22 protein-coding genes are annotated in these 22,931 nt (G+C 43.3%); 2 read left to right on the forward strand and 20 right to left on the reverse strand.

What is annotated here, in order from left to right; genetic code table 11:
- Window positions 1–24: 24 nt before the first annotated feature.
- Complete coding sequence (gene htpG, locus MHH60_RS22025; RefSeq protein ID WP_076106327.1) at window positions 25–1,905, reverse strand: molecular chaperone HtpG; 1,881 nt, start codon at window positions 1,903–1,905, stop codon at window positions 25–27.
- Window positions 1,906–2,158: 253 nt separating this feature from the next.
- Here htpG and MHH60_RS22030 point away from each other — a divergent pair, with 253 nt between their 5' ends.
- Window positions 2,159–2,581 carry a VOC family protein gene (locus MHH60_RS22030; protein ID WP_051491575.1) on the forward strand — a complete coding sequence of 141 codons (423 nt, stop codon included), beginning with the start codon at window positions 2,159–2,161 and terminating at the stop codon, window positions 2,579–2,581.
- Here the strand turns inward: MHH60_RS22030 and MHH60_RS22035 are convergent.
- A complete protein-coding gene (locus tag MHH60_RS22035; protein ID WP_076136445.1) occupies window positions 2,552–3,427 on the reverse strand; it encodes a LysR family transcriptional regulator in 876 nt (291 codons plus the stop codon). The genes MHH60_RS22030 and MHH60_RS22035 overlap by 30 nt on opposite strands.
- 121 nt (window positions 3,428–3,548) lie before the next feature.
- Between MHH60_RS22035 and dapA the strand changes: the two genes are divergently transcribed.
- Window positions 3,549–4,445 carry a 4-hydroxy-tetrahydrodipicolinate synthase gene (gene dapA / locus MHH60_RS22040; RefSeq protein ID WP_076136443.1) on the forward strand — a complete coding sequence of 299 codons (897 nt, stop codon included), beginning with the start codon at window positions 3,549–3,551 and terminating at the stop codon, window positions 4,443–4,445.
- 149 nt (window positions 4,446–4,594) lie between these two features.
- Here the strand turns inward: dapA and MHH60_RS22045 are convergent, their stop codons facing one another.
- The 18 genes from MHH60_RS22045 to yfmF form a co-directional block, all read right to left on the reverse strand.
- A complete protein-coding gene (locus MHH60_RS22045) occupies window positions 4,595–5,980 on the reverse strand; it encodes a DEAD/DEAH box helicase (protein WP_081389049.1) in 1,386 nt (461 codons plus the stop codon).
- A gap of 842 nt (window positions 5,981–6,822) precedes the next feature.
- Window positions 6,823–7,395: a phosphate propanoyltransferase gene (gene pduL, locus MHH60_RS22050; RefSeq protein ID WP_036688383.1), complete on the reverse strand. Its 573-nt coding sequence runs from the start codon at window positions 7,393–7,395 to the stop codon at window positions 6,823–6,825.
- A 138-nt stretch (window positions 7,396–7,533) separates the two neighbouring features.
- A complete protein-coding gene (locus MHH60_RS22055) occupies window positions 7,534–8,499 on the reverse strand; it encodes a dipeptidase (RefSeq protein WP_076136442.1) in 966 nt (321 codons plus the stop codon).
- 121 nt (window positions 8,500–8,620) lie between these two features.
- Window positions 8,621–8,881: a stage V sporulation protein S gene (locus MHH60_RS22060; protein WP_019910496.1), complete on the reverse strand. Its 261-nt coding sequence runs from the start codon at window positions 8,879–8,881 to the stop codon at window positions 8,621–8,623.
- Between the two features lie 199 nt (window positions 8,882–9,080).
- On the reverse strand, window positions 9,081–9,875 hold the full coding sequence (locus MHH60_RS22065) for a TIGR00282 family metallophosphoesterase (RefSeq protein WP_076100408.1): 795 nt from the start codon (window positions 9,873–9,875) through the stop codon (window positions 9,081–9,083).
- Between the two features lie 211 nt (window positions 9,876–10,086).
- Window positions 10,087–11,631 (reverse strand): ribonuclease Y, encoded by a 1,545-nt coding sequence (rny, locus tag MHH60_RS22070; RefSeq protein ID WP_370510565.1) that lies wholly within the window; start codon window positions 11,629–11,631, stop codon window positions 10,087–10,089.
- Between the two features lie 316 nt (window positions 11,632–11,947).
- Window positions 11,948–12,673, reverse strand: a complete 726-nt coding sequence (locus tag MHH60_RS22075) for a regulatory protein RecX (RefSeq protein WP_076136440.1) — start codon at window positions 12,671–12,673, stop codon at window positions 11,948–11,950.
- A gap of 110 nt (window positions 12,674–12,783) precedes the next feature.
- Window positions 12,784–13,848 carry a recombinase RecA gene (gene recA, locus MHH60_RS22080; RefSeq protein ID WP_076127879.1) on the reverse strand — a complete coding sequence of 355 codons (1,065 nt, stop codon included), beginning with the start codon at window positions 13,846–13,848 and terminating at the stop codon, window positions 12,784–12,786.
- A 300-nt stretch (window positions 13,849–14,148) separates the two neighbouring features.
- A complete protein-coding gene (locus MHH60_RS22085; protein WP_076136439.1) occupies window positions 14,149–15,435 on the reverse strand; it encodes a competence/damage-inducible protein A in 1,287 nt (428 codons plus the stop codon).
- 108 nt (window positions 15,436–15,543) lie between these two features.
- Complete coding sequence (pgsA, locus tag MHH60_RS22090; RefSeq protein WP_036688397.1) at window positions 15,544–16,131, reverse strand: CDP-diacylglycerol--glycerol-3-phosphate 3-phosphatidyltransferase; 588 nt, start codon at window positions 16,129–16,131, stop codon at window positions 15,544–15,546.
- Window positions 16,132–16,286: 155 nt separating this feature from the next.
- A complete protein-coding gene (locus MHH60_RS22095) occupies window positions 16,287–16,778 on the reverse strand; it encodes a YajQ family cyclic di-GMP-binding protein (protein ID WP_036688400.1) in 492 nt (163 codons plus the stop codon).
- A 210-nt stretch (window positions 16,779–16,988) separates the two neighbouring features.
- Window positions 16,989–17,150 (reverse strand): hypothetical protein, encoded by a 162-nt coding sequence (locus tag MHH60_RS22100; protein ID WP_169744781.1) that lies wholly within the window; start codon window positions 17,148–17,150, stop codon window positions 16,989–16,991.
- Between the two features lie 79 nt (window positions 17,151–17,229).
- Window positions 17,230–18,162: a helix-turn-helix domain-containing protein gene (locus tag MHH60_RS22105; protein ID WP_076136437.1), complete on the reverse strand. Its 933-nt coding sequence runs from the start codon at window positions 18,160–18,162 to the stop codon at window positions 17,230–17,232.
- Window positions 18,163–18,255: 93 nt separating this feature from the next.
- Window positions 18,256–19,023 carry a DUF3388 domain-containing protein gene (locus MHH60_RS22110; protein WP_036688406.1) on the reverse strand — a complete coding sequence of 256 codons (768 nt, stop codon included), beginning with the start codon at window positions 19,021–19,023 and terminating at the stop codon, window positions 18,256–18,258.
- A 177-nt stretch (window positions 19,024–19,200) separates the two neighbouring features.
- Window positions 19,201–19,464, reverse strand: coding sequence for a DUF3243 domain-containing protein (locus MHH60_RS22115; RefSeq protein WP_036688409.1), 264 nt, complete (start codon window positions 19,462–19,464; stop codon window positions 19,201–19,203).
- Window positions 19,465–19,601: 137 nt separating this feature from the next.
- Window positions 19,602–20,369 carry an elongation factor P 5-aminopentanone reductase gene (gene ymfI / locus MHH60_RS22120; RefSeq protein ID WP_036688412.1) on the reverse strand — a complete coding sequence of 256 codons (768 nt, stop codon included), beginning with the start codon at window positions 20,367–20,369 and terminating at the stop codon, window positions 19,602–19,604.
- Entirely contained in the window at window positions 20,370–21,650 is a 1,281-nt protein-coding gene (gene yfmH, locus MHH60_RS22125) for an EF-P 5-aminopentanol modification-associated protein YfmH (protein WP_076136435.1), read from the reverse strand. It abuts the gene before it with no gap.
- A 2-nt stretch (window positions 21,651–21,652) separates the two neighbouring features.
- Window positions 21,653–22,891, reverse strand: coding sequence for an EF-P 5-aminopentanol modification-associated protein YfmF (yfmF, locus tag MHH60_RS22130; RefSeq protein ID WP_232061535.1), 1,239 nt, complete (start codon window positions 22,889–22,891; stop codon window positions 21,653–21,655).
- Between the last annotated feature and the right edge of the window lie 40 nt (window positions 22,892–22,931).

Consider the following 22,931-nt stretch of genomic DNA (forward strand, 5'->3'; position numbering starts at 1 on the left):
ATTGGATGGTCTCTGTACTTCATATTATTTCATGATTTTGCAAATATCATTGGTGAATTGAACAGGATCACTAACCTGTAGACCTTCGATCAACAGGGCTTGGTTGTACAGCAGGTTCGTATATAAACCGAGCTTTTCTTTGTCGTTCTCTGCTGCCGCCTTCAAGGACTGGAACACTTCGTGATGGATGTTGATTTCGAGTACCTTATCCGCTTGCACCTCTTGGCCATTCGGCATCGATTTCAGGATTTTCTCCATCTCGATGGTTAGTTCACCTTCGGCAGAAAGACATACCGGATGAGTCTTTAAACGTTTGGAAGCTTTAACATTTTTCACTTTGCCGGACAGGATGTCCTTCATCGCTTCAAAAAGCTCCTTGTTTTCGTTCTCTTCCGCTTCCGTTGGCTTGTCCGCTTCGTCGGCTTCGATCCCCAGATCTCCGCTGGATACGGATTTAAATTCTTTTTCCTTATAAGACTGAATCATCTTGATCGCAAATTCATCAATATCATCAGTGAAGTAGAGAATTTCATACCCTTTATCCGATACAAGCTCGGTTTGCGGGAGCTTCTCGATTCTGTCGATCGACTCTCCGGAAGCATAGTAGATATACTTCTGATCTTCTGGCATTCTTGAGACGTATTCGTCCAGCGTAACCAGCTTCTTCTCCTTAGAGGAGTAGAACATCAGCAAATCTTGAAGGGTGTCTTTGTGCATCCCATAATCGTTATAAACACCAAACTTAAGCTGTCTGCCAAAAGCATTATAGAACTGCTCATATTTCTCTCTTTCATCCTTCAGCAGGCTTTGCAGTTGGCTTTTTACCTTGTTTTTAATGTTCTTAGCGATCAGAGTCAGCTGACGGTCATGCTGGAGCATCTCTCTGGAAATGTTCAAGGAAAGATCCTCTGAGTCCACCATACCTTTTACAAAACTGAAGTAATCAGGCAGCAGATCCGCACATTTGTTCATGATCAGCACACCGTTGGAATAGAGCTCAAGTCCTTTTTCATATTCCTTTGTGTAATAGTCAAACGGCGTATTTTCTGGGATGAACAGGATTGCATTGTACACTACAGCACCATCAGCACTGATATGAATATGTTTAAGCGGCTTATCGAAGCCGTAACGTTTCTCTGCATAGAAGTTATCGTAATCTTCTGTAGTAAGCTCGCTTTTGTTCTTGCGCCAGATTGGCACCATGCTGTTTACGGTTTGTTCTTGAACAACTTCTTCGAACTCGTTCTCCGTGCCTTCTTTTGGCTTTTGCTCCTTCACGTCCATTTTGATTGGGAAACGGATGAAGTCGGAGTATTTTTTAATGATGGATTTCAGGCGATATTCTTCCAAATATTCATCATATTGATCTTCTTCCGTATTCTCTTTAATCTTCAAAATCACATCAGTACCGACAGAATCCTTCTCGACAGTCTCGATGGTATAGCCGTCAGCGCCCTTAGACTCCCATTTAAAGGCCTCGTCACTGCCTAATGCTTTACTGATCACTATAACGTCATCAGCCACCATAAACGCAGCGTAGAAGCCCACCCCGAACTGCCCGATGATGTTGTGGCCATCTTTAGCTTCGTTCTCTTTCTTAAAAGCAAGAGATCCACTCTTCGCGATTGTACCTAAGTTATTCTCTAACTCCTCTTGTGTCATCCCGATACCTGTATCGGAAATCGTCAAGGTTCTGTTCGCCTTATCGGCGGTCACTTTAATATAATAATCCTCTTTATTGAAGACCAGGCCTTCATCAGCTAATGCTTTGTAATAGATCTTATCAATCGCATCACTTGCATTGGAAATCAGCTCACGCAGGAATATTTCCCGTTGTGTATAAATGGAGTTAATCATCATTTCCAGCAATCTTTTCGATTCGGCTTTAAACTCTTTTTTGGCCATGAATAAATAAATCTCCTTTCAAAATAACCTTATTATTCATCATTCCGTGATTAGCACTCTTCTTAGATGAGTGCTAATTCTTCTTTTTATATAACATAAACTGATTTTCAATGTCAAATTTTTTGGCTACTTTCATATGAAAATAAAACCATTTACAATTCCCTTGCAATCCTATTGATTGTATGATTTAAATAGATTAGATACATAATTTCCAAATAAAGGTTTATCCATTTCGGATTTGGGAGGTCTTTAAATGAATGAACAAGCAATGTCCGCTTTAAATTCCACAATAAAAAGCCCCGTAAAGAACTTAATTGGCAGTGTATTCATTCCCGTACATGATATTGAAAAATCCCGTCGCTGGTATTGCCAAGTCCTGGGGCTTCCAGAGACAGATTGTAAGATCATGAACGGTCATTTATGCCCGCTGCCTATGCAGGGAAACACTGGAATCATCCTGGATACGATGCCGTTGTGGGGCGGCTTAGAACCTGAAGGAACACCGCCCATTACAACACCAGCTTTTTTGTTACTGACCGATGATTTGCAAGCCTCTTTCAATTATGTGAAGGCTCTCGGTGTAGAGCTAGTAACTGAAATTCAAGATGAGCATTGGTTTGTTGTGAAAGATCCTGATGGGAATAAATTAATGATTTGCAAGCAACATTTGGATTAAAAATTGCAGCGGTTGTGATTTCCACTTCTTAGGGTGCATCAGAAGCTGCAGATCAAAGTGAATTTCGGGATGAATAAAGGACAGCTCCGCCAAGCTTCCTCGTTCAATTTCTTCCTCTGCCACGATTTTTGGTAACAAAGCAATTCCAAGACCATTCATTACACAACGTTTGATGGCCTCCAGATTCGAAAGCTCAAAACCTATGCGGAAGATGATCCCGTGCTCTTTTAACAAATTCTCGAACAGACTGCGGTAAATACAGCTTTCCTCCGAGACTATTAGTTCACAGTTATTCAGATCGTGTAGGGTTACCGTATCCATCTGGGCAAGCGGATGATGAATGGGGGCTATCAATACAAGTGGCTCATCTCTGACGATCGTACGCTCAAGGATGGAATCCGCAGTGGTGCGATCCAACATTAAGCCTAGATCTACTTCGCCATCTTTTATTTTGGCAAGAAGATTAGCTTCCTGCATCGTTTGCAGATGAATATCCAGCTTAGGAAATTTAGTCCTTAGCTGCTGCAGGTAAGGAGGTAAATAAAAGGCCGCTAAAGAATCTATCGTCCCAATAGTTATCGTTCCTCCGATTTGCTGGGCGATGGTTTCTTTTGAACGATCATACAAATCCAAAATCTCCACGAACAGCTTCAATAACTCTTCTCCTGGAGGGGTAAGCCGCAGCTGACGGCCATGCCTTTCTATTAAAGGTACTCCATATTCCTTCTCTATCTTCTGTATCTGCATCGTCACACTTGATTGTGCATATCCCAATTCTTCAGCAGCTCGCGTAAAGCTCTGACGTTTAGCCACCTCGCGGAAGGTTCGTAAATAGGTTAAATCCATTACCTCACCCTAACATCAATATTTTTGATGATCCATATCATTTATTATAGCTAACGACGATGCTACTTTCCATGGTAAAGTGTATGTAGAGGAATTAAAATATTTTGGAGGCCGATAATTTATGCTTACAGAACAACAGATTTATGGAGTTTATGTCCCCGTGGTCACCCCGTTCAATGCTGCTGGTGAAGTTGATTTGGATTCGTATCAGCGTTATGTAAAGAACATTATTAACAACAGCATACAAGGTCTGGTCGTTAATGGAACCACCGGAGAATCGCCCACTGTAACCGTAAATGAAATGCAGCTTCTAGTAAACACTTCCCGTGAGCTTCTACAATCCACATCAATCCCCTTAGTAGTTGGTACAGGTACCAATGATACAGCCTCTACGGTTGCACGCACGGAAATTGCTGCAAAGCTTGGTGCTGATTGTGCACTAGTAGTCGTACCTTATTATAGTCGTCCTTCACAAGAGGGTATCATTGCCCATTTCCGCAAAGCTGCAGAAGTAGGCATACCTATCATGGCTTATGATATTCCAAGTCGTACAGGTACCGCCATGACGGTAGATACAGCACGTACAATCCTAGAAATGAATAATGTTGTCGGTTTAAAAGACTGCTCAGGCAGTACAAAAATGGTTACGGAGTTAGTACGTACAGGTGCCAAACCTGTGCTTGGCGGCGATGATTCCCTCTTTTATGAAATGCTTAGCTGCGGAGCAGCTGGGGGTATGCTCGCTACTGCCAACGTTTATCCAGCAGAATGCCTTCGTATCTTTGAAGCCTTTACATCTGGTCAAGTGGACTTCGCTAAAGAAAGCTTTGAACAACTACTGCCGATCATCCGCCTATTGTTCAAGGAATCGAATCCTGCTCCAATCAAATGGATGCTTAGCCAAAACGGCCTACTGTCCTCGGATACGCTTCGCCTCCCTATGACTTCCATCAGCACAGGACTTCAGCAAGAACTGAGCCCCTATGTTCAGGACAATACAATTGAAGCAACCGCATAAATGAAATAACAACAGCCGTTGTACAGTGAGGAACTGTTTAGCGGCTGGTTTTTGTTGTAAATCATCAGGACTTAAAACATAAAAAACCATCAGATTTACTCTGACGGTTTTTTTATTTTGCTATAGAAACGATACGGATTCAAACTAACTTATCTGCTGCTCGTTTTTTGTCTTCCTTTTGTGAACCACTCGGACTTTGGCTTCAATGGAGGGTTAGACTTAGGTTTTGCTTTTGCTGGTTTGACCGCTGATTTTGTTGCTGCCGGTTTTGTTGCCGCAGGTTTAGCAGTTGCTGGTTTGGAATTCGACGGTCTCGAAGACGATGGTCTCGAAGCTGCTGCTTTCGAACCTGATGGTTTCGCCGAACGATCTGTCTTCATTTGCGTTTTACGAGACATCGGATAAGGATGATCCTTAACTTCCGGAATCGATTTTCCAATCAATTTTTCAATATCTTTCAGGAAAGGAAGCTCTTCAGCTTCGCAAAAGGAAATTGCCGTTCCACTCAATCCCGCTCTGCCTGTACGACCGATCCGGTGCACATAGGTTTCCGGAATGTTCGGTAAGTTGAAGTTGATTACGTGAGACAGCTCATCAATATCAATTCCGCGGGCAGCTATATCCGTAGCTACGAGAACACGTGTCGCACCACTTTTAAAATTCCGCAAGGCGTTTTGGCGATCATTTTGTGATTTATTGCCGTGTATAGCTTGAGCAGCAATGTTCACTTTAGCCAGATCTCGGGTAACACGGTCTGCACCACGTTTGGTACGAGTAAACACCAAAGCTGAAACGATGGATTTATCCTGTAATAGCAGATTCAACTGGTTTTGCTTATTTCCGTTCTCTAATAAATAGATCGATTGATTGATTCTATCCGCAGTAGATGACACGGGTGTGATTTCTACCTTGACTGGATTCACAAGCAATGTTTTGATCAATTTAGAAATTTCAGTTGGCATCGTTGCCGAGAAAAACAAAGTCTGCTTCTTCGTAGGCATTTTGGCAATGATTCGTTTCACATCATGAATAAAGCCCATATCCAGCATCCGGTCAGCTTCATCCAGAACTAAAATTTGTACATATTGCAGATCTACACGTTTCTGATTGATCAGGTCGATAAGTCTACCAGGGGTAGCAATAAGAATATCGGCACCTTGATTCAGTGCGCGCTCTTGCACTTTCTGTGACACACCGCCAACAATGGCAGCAGAGCGGATATCTGTATATTGGCTATACGCTTTTATGTTATCAGCAATTTGAATCGCTAGTTCTCTTGTCGGTGTTAAAATCAACGAGCGAATGCGTCGCACATTATTGGATTTGTTTGGGTTGGATTGTTCGCTTAGCAATTGAATAATTGGCACGGAAAATGCAGCTGTTTTTCCTGTTCCCGTTTGCGCGCATCCAAGTAAATCTCTACCCGCTAATACAGCTGGAATCGACTGCTCCTGTATTGGTGTAGGTGATGTATAGTTTTCTTTGCTTAAAGCCTTCAAAATTGCAGGCACAATATTCAGTTCATTAAATGTCATTGGGTCTCCTTAATTTCTAATACATATATTCTTAACAATAAATCCTTTTATCACGTCATAAACCATAATCATAACACAATAAGTTACATAATAATAGATTTTCTTTATCATCACACCAATTTTCATTAATAATCCATTTCAGGATACAATCCGTTCTACTCTTACAGAAATATTTTGCTAATCGTAAAATACTCCTCCTCAATTTATCCCTGCGGCGTATCTTTTGTTGATCCTGCTGTTGATCATGTTGATCATGTTGATCCTTTTGATCATGTTGATCCTGCTGACCTATCGGACTCAGACACCCTTATTTTGAAGATTCATTGATTTTGGCGATGCTATCGGACTCAGATGCAGTTATTCACACTTTTGAAGCCCAAATCAGTACAAATATAAAGCAATAAGAGCTATGCCGTCCGATACCTTGACAAAATAGATCAAAATGCTGAAATAGCTGCGATACAGTCCGATACGTACAAGCGGTCGGGTAAACCACGCAATCCTTACAGCACGCAGTTCAGCCACACAATCCTTGCAGCACGCAGTTCAGCCACACAATCTTTACAGCACACAGATCAAACATGCAATCTTTACAGCACGCCAATCAAACACGCAATCCTTACAGCACACAGATCAGACATGCAATCTTTACAGCACGCCGATCAATCACGCAATCCTTACAGCACGCAGTTCAGCCACACAATCCTTACAGCACACAGATCAGACATGCAATCTTTACAGCACGCCGATCAAACACGCAATCCTTACAGCATGCGGATCTGCCACACAAAAAAAGCGGAGGATTTCTCCCCCGCTTCTTATCTTTGCTATAACTATGATGACTATTCTACGATTTCAGCAGTATCGCCGTTGTTGGCACCTGCAGCGTTAGCTTCGTCAGTGTCAATATGCATATCCAGTTTAAAGCTGTCTGATACGCGTGCAATTACGTTCTCCAATACGAGACCACGGTCGCCTCCGAGACGAACTTTAAGCAATTGCTTATCAGCAATGCCCCAAGCTTCAGCTTCAGAAGTATGGAAGTGAATGTGACGAGCGGCGATGATAACGCCTTGTTCCAATTCTACTTCGCCAGCAGGTCCTTTAAGCGTAATGCCAGGTGTTCCATCAATATTTCCAGATTCGCGAACTGGAGCTTTCACGCCAAGTGCGAAGGAATCAGTACGGGAAATTTCTAATTGGGAAGCCGGACGAGCAGGTCCCAAAATTCTTACTTTGTCAAATTTACCTTTGCTGCCGATAACTGCTACTTGCTCATTTGCTGCAAACTGTCCTGGTTGAGAGAGGGGTTTGAACTCCGTTAATTGATATCCTGGGCCAAACAAAGCCTCCACATGCTCTTGCGTAAGGTGAATATGTCTAGCCGACACACCTACGGGTACAGTCTTACTCATAGTAAAGTCACTCCTTGTATTTTCTCTAGTATCTGTACAAGCCATTAACCATTATACATCTTCTTAACCAAAAATAAAAAGCCCCACATCATAACGAGGGCCTTTTTTTCGATAATTCATACTTTTAGAACAGGATTGTCATGATTTGGACACCTGAGAAGGTAAGTTTGTGCGCAGGTAGGAGACCGCATTCTCATATAACCAACCTTTTACGGAAGCTTCTGGATAGTAACGAAGCAGGTGCTCCGCGAGCTCAGGGTACTTTCCCGGATGCTCCATGTTCTCTACCCAAGTGTCAATGCCGTCAAAATCCGAACCAAACATCATATGTTTCTCGCCACCTAGACTACATACATGATCAATATGCTTTAACAAATCATTCATACGAGCTTTTCCATCATCACATACAAACCACGGATAAAAGGTCAGGCCCATTCTTCCGTCCATTGCAATCAAAGCTTTAATCTGTTCATCATTTAAATTTCTAACATGCCCACAGATTGCTGCAGCGTTCGAATGGGAAGCTATAAACGGACGTGTGCTTAAGTCGGCTAGCTCCCAAAAACCTGCTTGAGACAAATGCGACACATCAAGCAGCATTCCACTGTCGTTGCACCATTCAATCAGCTTGTGCCCTTTCTCCGTAAAACCGCCGTTGCGCTGCTCCAGAACACCGTCCGCTGCCCAATTGGCATAATTCCAAGTGATCCCCAAAAACCGCACGCCAAGCTCATAGCAGAGCTGTGCATAAAACAAGTTCCCTTCTAGACCGTCTACACCCTCCAGAGAGAGCATTCCCCACGGGGATGCTCCAGCTGTTCGTTTTCCTACCTCCTCCTTCCAACGCAGCCACTGAAGGCTCTCTGAGCCTATTATTTTTTGCCGGAACAAATCAATTTGTCCTAAAACATTCTCAAAGCTAGGTCTACCTCTACTTGCCGAAAGGTATATTGCAAAAATCTGCAATTCCACACCGCCCGCTACCAACCGCTCTCCGGTAACATCCAACCGAGGATCGTTCATAAAATTCATATCCGGTGACGCTTGCATTTTACTCAGCACATCACAATGAAAATCCGCAACCTGTAGCTTATCGGTTCTCATCCCAAGCCCTCGCTTTCATGCAGCCCTATTCCAGATTCTATGCTTAAAAACACCAGACTATATATCAAAAGCAAAAAACCTGTTTACATAAGTAAACAGGTTCATCCGTTCTATGCTTCTATTATCTGGGTTCTACAATCAATTTAATCGCGGTTCGATCCTCTCCATCAATCACAATGTCTGTAAATGCCGGAATGCAGATCAAATCTACTCCGCTTGGTGCAACAAATCCCCGGGCAATGGCAACTGCTTTGACTGCTTGATTCAGTGCTCCAGCTCCAATAGCTTGTAATTCGGCCGATCCACGTTCACGAAGAACACCTGCTAAAGCGCCGGCGACGGAATTTGGATTGGATTTAGCTGATACTTTTAATACATCCATAGTAAGTACCTCCCCTGGGAAAATAATGGTGTTCTTCCACTACTTTAGATGTTATTCGCGAGAGAAGAAATAATTCCTTCTTTTTGCGGACTACTCTGGAGAAAATGGTACAATAGATACTCTTTTTCGATATAATAAATATCACACTTTACCCTTATTCGGCGAAATTACCCGGAAAATCGCTTATCTTATCCTACTACTAGCTCATTACCCATTCATCTTCACGTAGCCGTATTTTCTCCAGACGGGTAGCCGCGCCAGTATTCTCGTCTAATTCTGCAAATAAACCGTGAAGCTGCCATTTGCCTTCATCAACAACAAATCGTGCTGGAAGCTGTGTAGTGAACTTATAAAGTACTGCATCTCTTTCCATACCCAGAATCCCTTCGCTTGAACCAACCATGCCCGCATCGGTCAAGTAAGCCGTTCCACCCGGCAAAATCACATCATCATTCGTCTGAACGTGAGTATGGGTCCCTACTACAATTGACGCGCGACCATCCATGAAATAGCCCATGGCGATTTTCTCAGAGGTAACCTCTGCATGGAAATCAACGAGAATGCATTTATGATCTCTACGCAGTTCTTCCACAATTTCTTCACCCACACGGAAAGGACAATCAATCGCAGGCAAAAATGTACGGCCTTGCAGGTTAACTATAGCTAGCTCTTTGCCGTTACCTTTAACAACTGTATATCCTCTTCCCGGTGTTCCTGGAGGAAAGTTAGCAGGACGGATAATCCGAGCCTCATCGTCGATAAACTCGAAGATATCCTTGTTGTCCCATGTGTGATTACCCATGGTGATTCCGTGAACGCCCCAGTTAAAAAATTCATTTGCGATCGCTTTAGTAATACCTCTACCGGCAGCAGAATTTTCACCGTTAACTATGATTATATGTGGTTGATATTTGCTTTTTAATGAGGGCAACATCTCCCGAAGTGCCTTCCTGCCCACACTACCTACGATATCTCCAATGAATAGTACTTTAATGTTTCTCTCCTCCTAATCTTAACCTCTCCATCTAGCGGATAAGTCTTCATATTTAAAAGAAAAAAGGCCCCGCTTAGGGGCCAATTTTCATCAAATATAAGAAAGTATAAGTTATATCTTATCCTTTAACCTTATATTCCTAGCAGAAACATGTACCAGGAAACGATCATAAATATCGTTATTTCCAAAGCGTATGTTATCTACTTATTGCCTATTTAGCGTATTCAACAGCCCGTGTCTCACGAATAACGGTAACCTTGATATGTCCTGGATAATCCAGTTCACTTTCAATCATCTTCGTAATATCGCGAGCAAGACGGAATGCCTCTGCATCGTCAATCTTCTCTGGCTGTACCATCACGCGCACCTCACGGCCCGCTTGAATAGCAAATGATTTCTCAACGCCTTCGAACGACTCTGAGATTTCTTCCAGTTTCTCTAGACGTTTAATATACGTTTCCAGTGTTTCACGGCGAGCACCAGGTCTAGCTGCCGACAATGCGTCAGCGGCACCAACCAACATAGCAATAACCGAAGTAGCTTCGCAGTCTCCATGATGAGATGCGATACTGTTGATAACAACCGGATGTTCTTTATATTTCTTCGCTAGTTCAACGCCAATCTCAACATGCGAACCTTCCACTTCATGATCCAGCGCTTTGCCGATATCATGGAGTAATCCTGCACGTTTTGCAAGCACGATGTCTTCCCCAAGCTCACCGGCCATCAGTCCTGTTAAATAAGCAACCTCCATGGAGTGCTTCAATACATTTTGACCATAGCTTGTACGGAATTTCAGACGCCCCAGAATCTTGATCAAATCTGGATGCAAACCGTGAACGCCCACTTCGAAAGTAGCTTGCTCACCATATTCCCGAATCCGTTCGTCCACTTCTTTGCGGGATTTCTCCACCATCTCTTCAATACGAGCGGGGTGAATACGTCCATCAGCCACCAATTTCTCAAGTGCCGTACGGGCCACTTCACGGCGGATTGGATCAAATCCCGACAAAATAACTGCTTCCGGCGTATCATCAATAATGAGGTCGATACCTGTAAGAGTTTCCAAAGCACGAATATTACGGCCTTCACGACCGATAATCCGACCTTTCATCTCTTCATTCGGCAACGTAACAACTGAAACCGTTGTTTCCGCTACGTGATCAGCTGCACAGCGTTGGATAGCGAGTGTAATGATTTCACGGGATTTCTTATCCGCTTCTTCTTTCGCCTGCTGTTCAATTTCTTTGATCATTTGTGCCGTTTCATGGCGAACTTCTTGCTCAACATTGCTAAGAATGATACTTCTTGCATCTTCGATGCTTAAATTGGAGATACGTTCCAATTCAGTGACTTGGTTTTTGTAAATAACATCAATTTGCTGTTGGGTTTCATCAATTCGTTTCTCTTTGTTAGCTACTTGTTCTTCTTTTCTTTCAAGCGATTCCATTTTTTTATCCAGAGATTCTTCCTTTTGCAGCAAACGTCTCTCTTGCCGTTGGATTTCATTCCGACGTTCACGAGTTTCTTTCTCAGCTTCAGTACGGATTCTATGGACTTCGTCCTTAGCTTCCAATACTGTTTCTTTCTTCAGCGCCTCAGCGTCCTTCTTCGCATTCTCAACGATGACAACGGCTTCTCTTTCTGCGCTTTGGATTTTAGCTTCTGCAAGGGATTTACGAATAAAATAACCGAACCCAAAGAATATTGCAGCTACAACGAGAACGATAATGACCCAGATCCATGATTCCAGCATCTGTTCACCTCCTCGTTGGTTCCTCTCCAAGGTATATCCCTGGGAATTGTGCAGTTGTTTAACTATCCGTTCATCACCATACAAAAAACCGGTAAACAACCGATTGCCATACTGCACATGCTGCACATGCACACTGCCCGCCTTATCCGGCGATTACATTTCATATGAGTTGTACGTGAACCGTTTAAAACAGTCTCCTTTTTGGGAAGGAAAAAGGATTCTAATTTTATGCCGATTCATGTTATATTTTATTATTTATAAAAAGACATTGTCAAGAGAGTCGATATACGCATTAATGTCAAGAGAATCAGTGATTCTAGTAAAACTCCTCATCTTCACCTTCATAATTGTCTTCCGCAAGTAAAGTATTGATCACTTGGCGAACCATATCGCCCGAGAATCCACGGCGCATAAGGAAGGCTCCAGTCTTTCTTCGTTTATCAGAAGCGTCTCCACGGATGAGATTCCATTTCTTGCGCCCAGTTTCGAGTGCACTCTCCAGCTCTTGTTCAGGAGTAATATTCTCCAAAGCTTCCGATATAAGGGTTTTGTCAATCCCTTTCTCACGTAGCTCTTGTCGAATCCACATCTTCCCTTTTCGCTGGTTCGCTATTCGTTGCTCGGCCCATTGCTTAGCATATAAAGGGTCATCAAGAAGTCTTTCCTCCTGCAGCCGCTGCACCACTTCCGCAATAATAGTCTCTCCTATTTCCTTCTGGCGTAAACGGCGAGTCATTTCCATAGCGGTGCGTGGTTTACGTTCCAGATAACGGAGGCCTTCTACATAAGCTCGCTGACGCTCATCAGCTACAACAATTTCCTCCAGATCGGCCTTCATAAAAGAATTACCAGAAATCATTCGATATTTAATCATGACGTCCTCGTGCACAGTCATGTTATATGCTCCGAAATGTATGATATAACGGTGATCAGATTTCTTTTGACGTTCTACTTTAGTGATCTCTAAGAGTTCTCCTTCAGGAAAATCAGATAACACCTGCTCATCTTGTTCTTCTGCTTCAAAATCCAGTTGTATTACCATAGTTGTTTGTCACCTCATAGCAATAGATCAGTTATCGTCTTACTTTCATTACTTGTTAAGAAAAGACACCCTGCAACAATCAATCACAGGGCGTCCTATTGCTTAATATACTATTCGATTTCGAGAAGCAATTTCTCTTCTTCTTCTTGCTCTGCAATAATATCCTCATTCTTCGGCGCAGCAACAATAGTGGATAAATTACTTGCTTCACGGATCTTATTCTCAATAATAAGGGCTATATCCTGATGTTCCTTCAAAAACTGTTTAGCATTCTCACGACCTTGACCGAGACGCTCGCCTTCGTAGGAATACCATGCACCACTTTTATTCACGATATCCATTTCAGTACCGATATCTACAAGACTTCCCTCTTTGGAAATCCCTTCACCGTACATGATATCAACATCAGCCTGTTTAAATGGAGGAGCTACTTTATTCTTCACAATCTTGATCTTAGTACGGTTACCAACCACATCGTTCCCCATCTTGATGCTCTCTACGCGACGTACATCTAAACGTACAGAAGAGTAGAATTTCAATGCACGACCACCCGGAGTTGTCTCAGGGTTACCGAACATAACACCGATCTTCTCACGAAGCTGGTTGATAAAGATAGCGATCGTATTGGATTTGCTAATGGCACCAGAAAGCTTACGAAGTGCTTGAGACATCAAGCGAGCTTGCAGTCCAACGTGGGAATCACCCATATCGCCTTCAATTTCAGCTTTAGGTACCAAAGCAGCAACGGAGTCAACGACAATAATATCAACGGCTCCACTACGAACGAGTGCTTCGGCGATTTCCAGCGCTTGTTCACCCGTGTCTGGCTGAGAAAGCAGCAACTCATCGATATTTACGCCCAAGTTACGTGCATATTTCGGATCAAGCGCATGCTCGGCATCGATAAATGCAGCTTGTCCGCCTTGTCTTTGCACTTCTGCAATAGCATGAAGAGCAACTGTTGTTTTACCTGAAGATTCCGGTCCATATACTTCAATAATACGTCCCTTTGGAAGTCCGCCTATACCTAACGCAATATCAAGTGCCAAAGATCCGCTAGGTACAACTTCCACTTGCATATGCGTGGATTCTCCCAGTTTCATTACCGAACCTTTACCAAATTGTTTTTCTATTTGACGAAGCGCCATATCAAGCGCTGCACGACGATCTGACAATCAGACCACTTCCTTCACTGTTTATAGTAATATAATAACGTGTTTTTAAGGTCTTGCCAAGCTTTTTTTCGAACATACATTCGTTTTTTTTGTCTTGGGCGTTATTTATCCCTTTTATTGTAAGCCTCCCTCCGGAGATAGAAGTTAATTAAATTCCCCACTTCACCGGACATCAACGACTTATGATCATGAGTAGCCATCGTGATCAAAATCTCTGCAAATATACAAAAAACCGCAGCAAAGAAATCTCAGTGCCACGGTTCTTCCGTATGTGTATATTATAACTGGGCTAATCTCCCATTACAAGTCTGAACCCTCAAGAGGTGTCTCCACCTTGCGTTCCTCAAGTCTCCGCCAGAGGCGATACAGCAGAGCCTTAACAGTACGCAACCGGATATTTTCCCGTGTACCTTTAAGATTAAGCTCATAGACCTCTGTCTTACGTCCCCGTTCAGCCAAGCCGATAAATACAAGTCCAACAGGCTTGCGTTCAGAATAACCCGGTCCGGCTACACCTGTAACAGATAAGCCAAAATCGCTGTCTGCAATCATTCTCACTTGGTCAGCTAACACCTCGGCAACCTCTCGACTTACGGCTCCAGGAGCATTGGGTCCCTCCAAATAAGCACTTGGCACATTCAGTAGCTTTTTCTTTAGGTCATTCGAATAGCAGACGATTCCGCCGGCAAACATCGAAGCACTGCCTGGAATATTTGTTATGCTCTCCATCAGCAAACCTCCGGTGCAGCTCTCTGCCGCACTTAAGGTCAGGCCGGCATCCGCCATCCAATCCACAATCAATTGCTCCAGCGGTACATCAATGTTCGCATACAAATGTTCCGGCAAAATCTCCTTGATTTGTTGTTCCAGTATCTCCAGCTTCTTTGTAGCTTCATGCTCAGAAGGGGCCTTTGTCGAAATACGAACAGTTACCTCTCCCTCTTTGGCATACGGAGCAATCGTTGGATCAGTCTGACTGCGAATCAGTTCAATGAGCTTGTCCTCCAGCAACGATTCTCCAATGCCGGCAAATTTGAGCATTTTTGAATAAAGCGGTGTTTCGTTCGTCAAAGCTTGCTGCTGTAGCCACGGTACTGCTTTATCAACGAACATCGGTTTCATCTCACGAGGTGGACCTGGAAGCACAATATAATATTTCTTCTCATGCTCAAAAGCAATCCCAACCGCAAGACCGATTTCATTCGGCAACGGTGTAGTTCCTTCAATTATAAGTGCCTGTTTGCGGTTATTTTCGGTCATAACGATCTTACGATCATCAAAGAAACGTTGTACATGATCCATCGCCAAACGATCAATATGGAGCGTTCTACCTAGCGATGCAGCCAGTGCGTCTTTAGTCAGATCATCCTCAGTGGGGCCAATTCCGCCCGTAAAGATAATAACGTCGGCCCGACTCTGAGCGATCTCGATGGCTTGCTGCAGGCGGCTGCTGTTATCACCGACAACGGTTTGAAAGTATACATCGATCCCGATGGCAGCTAGCTCTATAGACAAAAACTGGGCATTACTATTCACGATTTGACCGAGCAAAAGCTCTGTCCCTACTGCAATAATCTCCGCTTTCATACCTGGCTTTCGCCTCCTCGTTATAATGTAGGTACACTGCTTTTGGATTTCAAAAAAGGTAATAGGTGCTTCACCTATTACCTTTCCTTGTATATCCAGCTTACATGCTTACGCATTATGCAGCTGTAGCAGATCCTTATTCTTCACAAAATAATCAATTCCAGAATAAATAGTGATCAGCGCTGCGGCCCAAATAGCAATATCGTCTACAGGAATACTGACAAATTGAAATGGGAAATTATTCAACAACAGCAGTGAGATCGCAACAATTTGTACAACCGTCTTTATCTTGCCCCATTTGCTGGCGGCAACCACTTTTCCCTCTAGCAATGCAATCTGGCGAAGTCCGGTGACTGCAAACTCACGACTGATGATTACAATAGCAATCCATGAATCGCATCTGCCTAGCTCCACAAGTGAAATCAGAACTGCAGATACCAGCAGTTTGTCCGCAAGTGGATCAAGGAGTTTACCGAGATTGGTGACCATATTATATTTCCTAGCAATGTAGCCGTCTATTCCATCCGTGCTGGCCGCAAGCAAAAAGATTACAGCTGCTACCAAATGATTAACAGATAGCTGAAACGAGCCCCAATGTATCGGTTCTGGATAAAAACTGAAATCCACCAGTAAAAAAAACATCATAATCGGGATCAGGCAAATACGAGCTAGCGTGATGCGGTTGGGCAAATTCACTGAAGTTTTCCTCCCCTAAATCGTTCATACAAATTGCCTAAATCAGGCTAATCCATTTCTACATAAGCAAGTATATTATAGCAATAAATAGGTGTCAAAAAAACAGAAAGCACCCCGCGTTGTTAGTGCTAATAAGCACTGCGGGGCACAAAATTCTATTTCATGTTCATGAATTGTAAATCCAGTGGTAAATCAGCTTTACGCAAGATCTGAATAATCTGCTGCAAATCGTCGCGGCTCTTACCAGTCACACGAATTTGATCCCCTTGGATCTGGCTCTTCACCTTTAATTTTGAATCACGGATCAGAATATTAATCTTTTTCGCATTCTCCTGATCAATGCCTTGCTTAAGCCCTAAACGTTGACGCACAGATCCCAGGGAAGCCGGTTCTACTTTACCGAAATCCAGATTCTTTAGGGTAATGCCTCTTTTCACCATCTTTGATTGTAAAATATCAATAACAGCATTTAGCTTATATTCGTCTTCAGAGGCGATAATAAGTGCGTCTTTCTCCATCTTCAGACTGCTTTTGCTGTTCTTAAAATCAAAGCGGTTGTCGATCTCTTTCTCTGTTTGGTGAATAGCATTCGTTAACTCCTGCATATCCATTTTGGATACAATATCAAATGAACATTCTGAACTCATTAAACTCCACGTCCTTTATACAATTAGTCTGCTACTATTATAAGAGAATGGTACTATTAAGTCTAATTTTGGATAAATCATTATGTAGCTCACCCGACATAGAAAACAGCCCCACTAAGTGGAGCTTTTCCTTCGAGTGAGTTTGGTTCAAAGGGTAGAAACACGTCTCCAACGGAAGTAAATCGTTGGAGACGTTCATTTCTACAGCTTCTATCTGCTTCGGACCGGATTACGAAACATATCCAGAATTCCTAGCACAATATGTGCAATACCGAATCCGAGAATTCCGTATCCCCAAGCACCTGGTGTCAAATAGTATCCGATAAGACTGACAACAACCCCAAGGCCAGCTACAATCCAGCTAACTGTCATAAGATGTACACCTCACTTTGGCTAAAACTGAAAACAGTCTTATGTTCTCCCTAAAGACAAAGTCTATACATCCTATTTGTTATTCGCCTGTCCCTTCACTTTGAGTACCTTCACTTCCAGAACCGTCGTCAAGATTAAGCAGGAGACGTGAGGACGTCTTCTCATCCGTGATTACTTGACCATTTACGGTAATCTCAGTTGCTGGGGAATACCCAGACTTAATATACATACCTTCACTGCCCAGAACGAAGCTCATAGTTTCTCCTGCTGCAGTATTTCCGAAGGAGAGTTTTTCACCTTTAGAGTTCTCGCCTTTATAAACTTCAAGCCAGCTTACTCCAGATGCAACAATCTCAACCTTAACTTCGCTTCCGGCAGGAGCTGTAACCTTAAATTTCGTTGTTTTGCCTGACTTCCCATCTGGTGTAACCGTGATAGATTGAGGAGACGGCGTTGGTGTCGGTGTTGGCGTAGGCTCCGTAGTTGGCTCAGTAGTTGCTTCTGCACCTGCCGAGGAAGTAGGTGCTACAACACCGCCTCCTGATGCGGGTGGAGAAGTTTGTGCTGTATTAGGATCCTGCACATTATTTGTGATATTTGTTTGATCAACTTGATCAGGGTCTGCTTTGTTTAAACTAGAAGCATAAATGTAAATCACTACAATAATCAATATAGGGAATGTCCACATCAGCACTGTTGGCAGCCATTTTGCATTCCGTTCGGTTTCGGGTCTACGGCTGCGCTTTTGAATCACCGTCTCCATGGTCGTGTCTGCGGGTGGTGCAGGTACGTTCCCATGCTCCTCAAGCAGTTCGTCAGGACTCATGCCTACTGCTTCTGCATACGTTTTGATAAACGCCCTCACATAAAAACTTCCTGGAAGCACCTTGTAGTCTCCAGACTCGATGGCTTCCAAATACTTTTTGCGAATTTTTGTTACTTCCTGGACATCGTCAAGACTCATCCCTTTTTGCAGACGTGCCTCTTTCAATTGCCGGCCCAGTTCCGACATACCATCACCTCCTGTAAGTTCTATGAATGTAAACTTCCTTAACCAGCTTTATAAAAAAACATGCTCGGAAGTGTATTCTTCATCGTTTGTGTTCTATAAATCATCACTGTAGCTCGTCGTAAATGACTCGTACAAGATTTCTTCAGTTGGATTATTCCGCAGCTCAATAATAATATCAAAGTCATCATAACTATACTCAGATTCGCGTACGAAAATATCTGGATGCTCAATAACCTTTGTGCTTGGCATGCTCATAACATTTTGCAATAAATTATAATGCTTCTCATTAGAGCGGATCGTACTGACTATACCATCAATAATAAATACATTATGTGGGTTCATCTCATCTTCAGCCAATTGACTGCGCACCGTCTGCCGCAATAGTGTGGACGAGACAAATGTCCAGCGTTTCATAGCACAGACACTGCCAGCTATAATGGATTCCGTCTTTCCTACACGGGGCATACCACGAAGTCCTATAACCTGATTCCCATCTTTTTTAAACAGCTCACCGAGAAAATCAACCAATAAACCTAGCTCATCGCGGGTGAAACGAAACGTCTTCCGATCATCTGAATCCCGTTCAATATATCGCCCATGGCGCACAGCCAGCTTGTCCACGAGCCTTGGAGACCGCAGAGCTGAAACTGTAATATTATCAACTTTTTTGAGCATTTCACCCATCAGCATAATTTTCTCATCATCATTGGTCTCCAGCAACATTCCGCGAGTTTTTCCTTCGACTCCATTAATCGTCAGAATGTTAACTTCCAGCATCCCTAACATTGAAGCGATATCACCAAGCAGACCGGGTCTGTTCTTGTGAATCTTGTATTCCATATACCACTGTTTATATTCCACTTGTACACCTCATAGATTCCTTTTCCCTACCCTTTGCCAATACAGCAAAAAAAGCTGCCCCGGCAAAGCGGTCTTTTACACGGGTCATGTTAATGATATATAAAATAAAAATGAAAGGCAAGGTCAGTCCTGTAATAATTGCAGAAAAGCTCCCACAGGGGGAGCTTTTCCGCAAGCTTAGGCGTTGTCTTTCGCCAACTTGACCATGAGTTTAGCAATCGTTTGCTTTTCTTCATCGTTGCCGACATCCCATAGCTCTTTGATCGCACGGTTTTGAGTGTTAGCTGGATCCACTTTTTCATCAAGGAATTCCCCGATTTCAAAAGCCAGCTTTGAGATTGTGTCTTGACTCATCCCAAGTTTCTCCGCCTGTACAACCCGTTTACCTAGGAATTTCTTCCAGGTGTCAAAATTTTTGATTACGCTATCGTCTTGTGTCATCTTAAATCCTCCTTCATGTTTACGGTCAAACACCTGCATACAGGCTGTAAGCCGCCTTACGAGAGATTAAAAAACAACACTTATAATATGTCTCAGAAGATAGATTCTTATGCTGGAGCTTTTCTCCAAGTTAAGCATTACGTAATCCAGCCACCGTTAGGGCTAATGATCTGTCCAGTAATATACCCGGATTCTGGCAGGGCCAAAAAGTAAATCAGTGAGGAGATTTCATTAGGAGTAGCCAAACGTCCCGCCGGAATCTCATCCTCAAGCATCCGGACCTCATCCTCCTGGAGGTTAGACAACATATTCGTATTAACCGCTCCTGGAGCTACCGCGTTTACAGTTACGCCAGAAGGTGCTAATTCTTTGGCTAACGCCTTGGTAAAAGCATTTACTCCACCCTTACTGGCTGAATAAGCGACCTCGCAAGAGGCTCCCGATATTCCCCACACGGAGGAAACGTTGATGATTCGGCCATAACGCTGGGATACCATGTACGGCATAAAAATCTGGCTGCACATAAAGGTACCTTTCAAGTTAATGGCCATAATATCGTCCCATTCCTCTTCACTCACATCAGCCAGCATCCCATAATGTGATTTACCGGCATTGTTAACAAGAATATCCGGCTGCATTCCATTACTTTCAAGCTTCTCCGCCATTCGTACAATCTGACTGCGATCCTTCATATCCGCATTTACAGTCATTACCTTTGCTCCAAGGGCCATACAACGCCGAGCGACATCATTAGCAGCTTCATGTGAGTGCTTGTAGTGAATAACAATATTCATGCCTACAGAGGCAAACCGTTCTGCAATGGCACCACCGATTCCCCCGCTGCCCCCTGTCACCAGAACTGTCATTTCTCCTAATGGTTTGTTGCTCTCTCCCAAAAGCGCCATTTAAGGACTCACCACTAGTGAAACAGCGAGCTGCTCCCAATTTACATGGGCATGTAAACGCTCATTCACTTCAGCTAAAGTAATCGATTCGTAAATAGGCAGAACTTCAAACAGATCACCACCGCGGAATTGGTAACGTGTAAATTCATGTGCGATACTTTCAGGGGAGTTCAGCATGCGCAAATATCCGCCTATTTTCTTTTTCCGTGCCCGCTCGAAATCCTTCTCAGCAAAGCCAGACTTTAAGATCTGATCCACTTCTTCTTTTATTCGTTTTAGAAGCAAATCAGGGTCCTTGGTATCTCCACCCATAGCTGAAAAAGCATATTGTTCTGAACTATTAAATTCATGGCCAAAGCTGTCTGAGATCAGTTCTTCATCATAGAGCTTTTGGTACAACGCTGTGCTGCTGCCAACCAGCAAATCAAGCATAAGCTTGGTGGCCAAATCACGCTTAAGCGCAGCTTCACCTGTAAGACCATCAACTTTTTCCTTAAATCCAAACATAATCTTAGGCATCGAAACAGCCAGTTTGCTTTCTAAGCGCTTCGTAGCGACTTGTTCCGGTTCCTCTTCAAAAATACGCTTAATCTCACCTTGTTTACCATAAGATTTCCCCTGCTGATTGCTGCGAATCAAGGAGAATACCTTCTCCGGATCCACACCACCCACTACGAACAACAGCATATTGCTGGGATGATAAAAAGAATTGTAACAAGTGTACAGTGTTTCTTTCGTAATCGTACTAATCGACTCTATAGTTCCGGCAATATCAATCCGAACCGGATGTTTCGAATACATCGCCTCAATAAGGCCAAAGTATACGCGCCAGTCTGGATTATCTGCATACATATTGATTTCTTGACCAATGATCCCTTTTTCCTTTTCTACATTCTCATCCGTAAAATATGGTCGTTGCACAAAATCAACGAGTGTACTAAGGTTGGTCTCTATGTTCTCTGTTGCCGAGAAAAGATAAACCGTCTGATCGAAACTTGTAAAAGCGTTAGCTGAAGCTCCATTTGAGGCAAAAGTGGCAAAAATATCGCCTTCAGGCTCTTCAAACATTTTGTGCTCCAAAAAGTGAGCTATACCATCAGGAACAGTGGTCTCTTCTCCACCTGCGACATGGAAATGGTTATCTACAGAACCGTATTTAGTTGCAAATGTGGCGTAAGTTTTTTGAAATGTTGGTTTTGGCAATACATAAACCTGAAGCCCATTATCCATCACCTCATGATAAAGGGTCTCTTGAAGTCTGTCGTATTGAATTTGTTCCATCTCTATTCCTCCTTCCCTGTCAAGAAATAAATCGTATCCAGCTGAAAGGTCTCCGCTGCAGCTTTTACTTCCCCTGCACCGATTTGTTCCACCTCTTCTAGCAGCTGATCCGCTGTCCGTTCTTTTCCTGACAACTGGCGGTTGAAGTCGTAAGAGATCATCTCAAAAGCAGAATCCGGAATTTCGGAAAGCTGATTACGGATCATGGCTTTCGTCTGGCTTAACTCCAAGTCTGTGATATTGCCAGCTTTCATCTCTTCCAATTGTTTTTCTATAATTTCAACAGCTTTGTTGTAATTTTGCGTTTCTATGCCTGATTGTATCGTTCCAATCCCCTTGTGACCGTCATAGCGTGAAGAGGCATAATATGCAAGACTGGCCTTCTCCCGTACATTGACGAAAAGTTTAGAGTGTGGATACCCTCCTAATATTCCGTTGTACATAAGTGCGGACGCATATGTATCGTCCTTATACGTAATCGATGTGCGCAGACCCATGTTCAACTTGCCCTGACTGACATCCAGCTTCTCCTCTACCGTCCGCACCTCACTGACGGATACCGGGACAAACTTGGAGCTATATAAGCCCACCTCCGACTGAATGCGTCCGAAGTGATGCTGCACAAGCTTTTCAACTTCCTCAGTAGTCGTATCTCCCACAACATAGAGATCCAAAATAGCTCCATCCAACCATGAGTTATAAGATTCGTACAAACTTTTTGGGGTAATCCGATCCAAATCCGCTCTTTGACCCAGTGGATGAAGACGATAAGGCTCGTTACGGCACATTTCTTCGATACAGCGTTCCGCAGCATAACGAATCTTATCATTTACGATAGATTCCAGCTTCTTGCGCACTGTTTCTCGCTCTGTTGCAACATAGGAAGGACGGAAGCTTCCATCCTCCACCAACGGACGGGTCAGGACTTCTCCTAGGAAAGCAAAGGATTGTTCAAGCAAGCTCTCCTGACTCTGCACGAAGGAGTCATTAATGGTGTCCATGCGAAACTGAACAATCTGATAATCGCCTCTTTTATAAATATCAAAACCAAATCCAGCGCCATACAGCTCCTCCAAACGCTCGCGGAATTGAGTAGTCTCTGGATAAGAAGCGGTACCTCTGCGGAGCACAAATGGAGCAAGTGCTGTAGGGGTGACCGTATCCTCATTAAGTGGGACACCGGCATAAAGTGAGATGGCGTAGGTCTTGAACGCCTTGGTAGGCATCACGTGAATACGCATACCTGCCACGTTGCCATGCTGAAATACATTATTAGTCAAG

The sequence above is a fragment of the Paenibacillus sp. FSL H7-0716 genome (assembly GCF_038002705.1).
Taxonomy (GTDB): domain Bacteria; phylum Bacillota; class Bacilli; order Paenibacillales; family Paenibacillaceae; genus Paenibacillus_AQ; species Paenibacillus_AQ odorifer.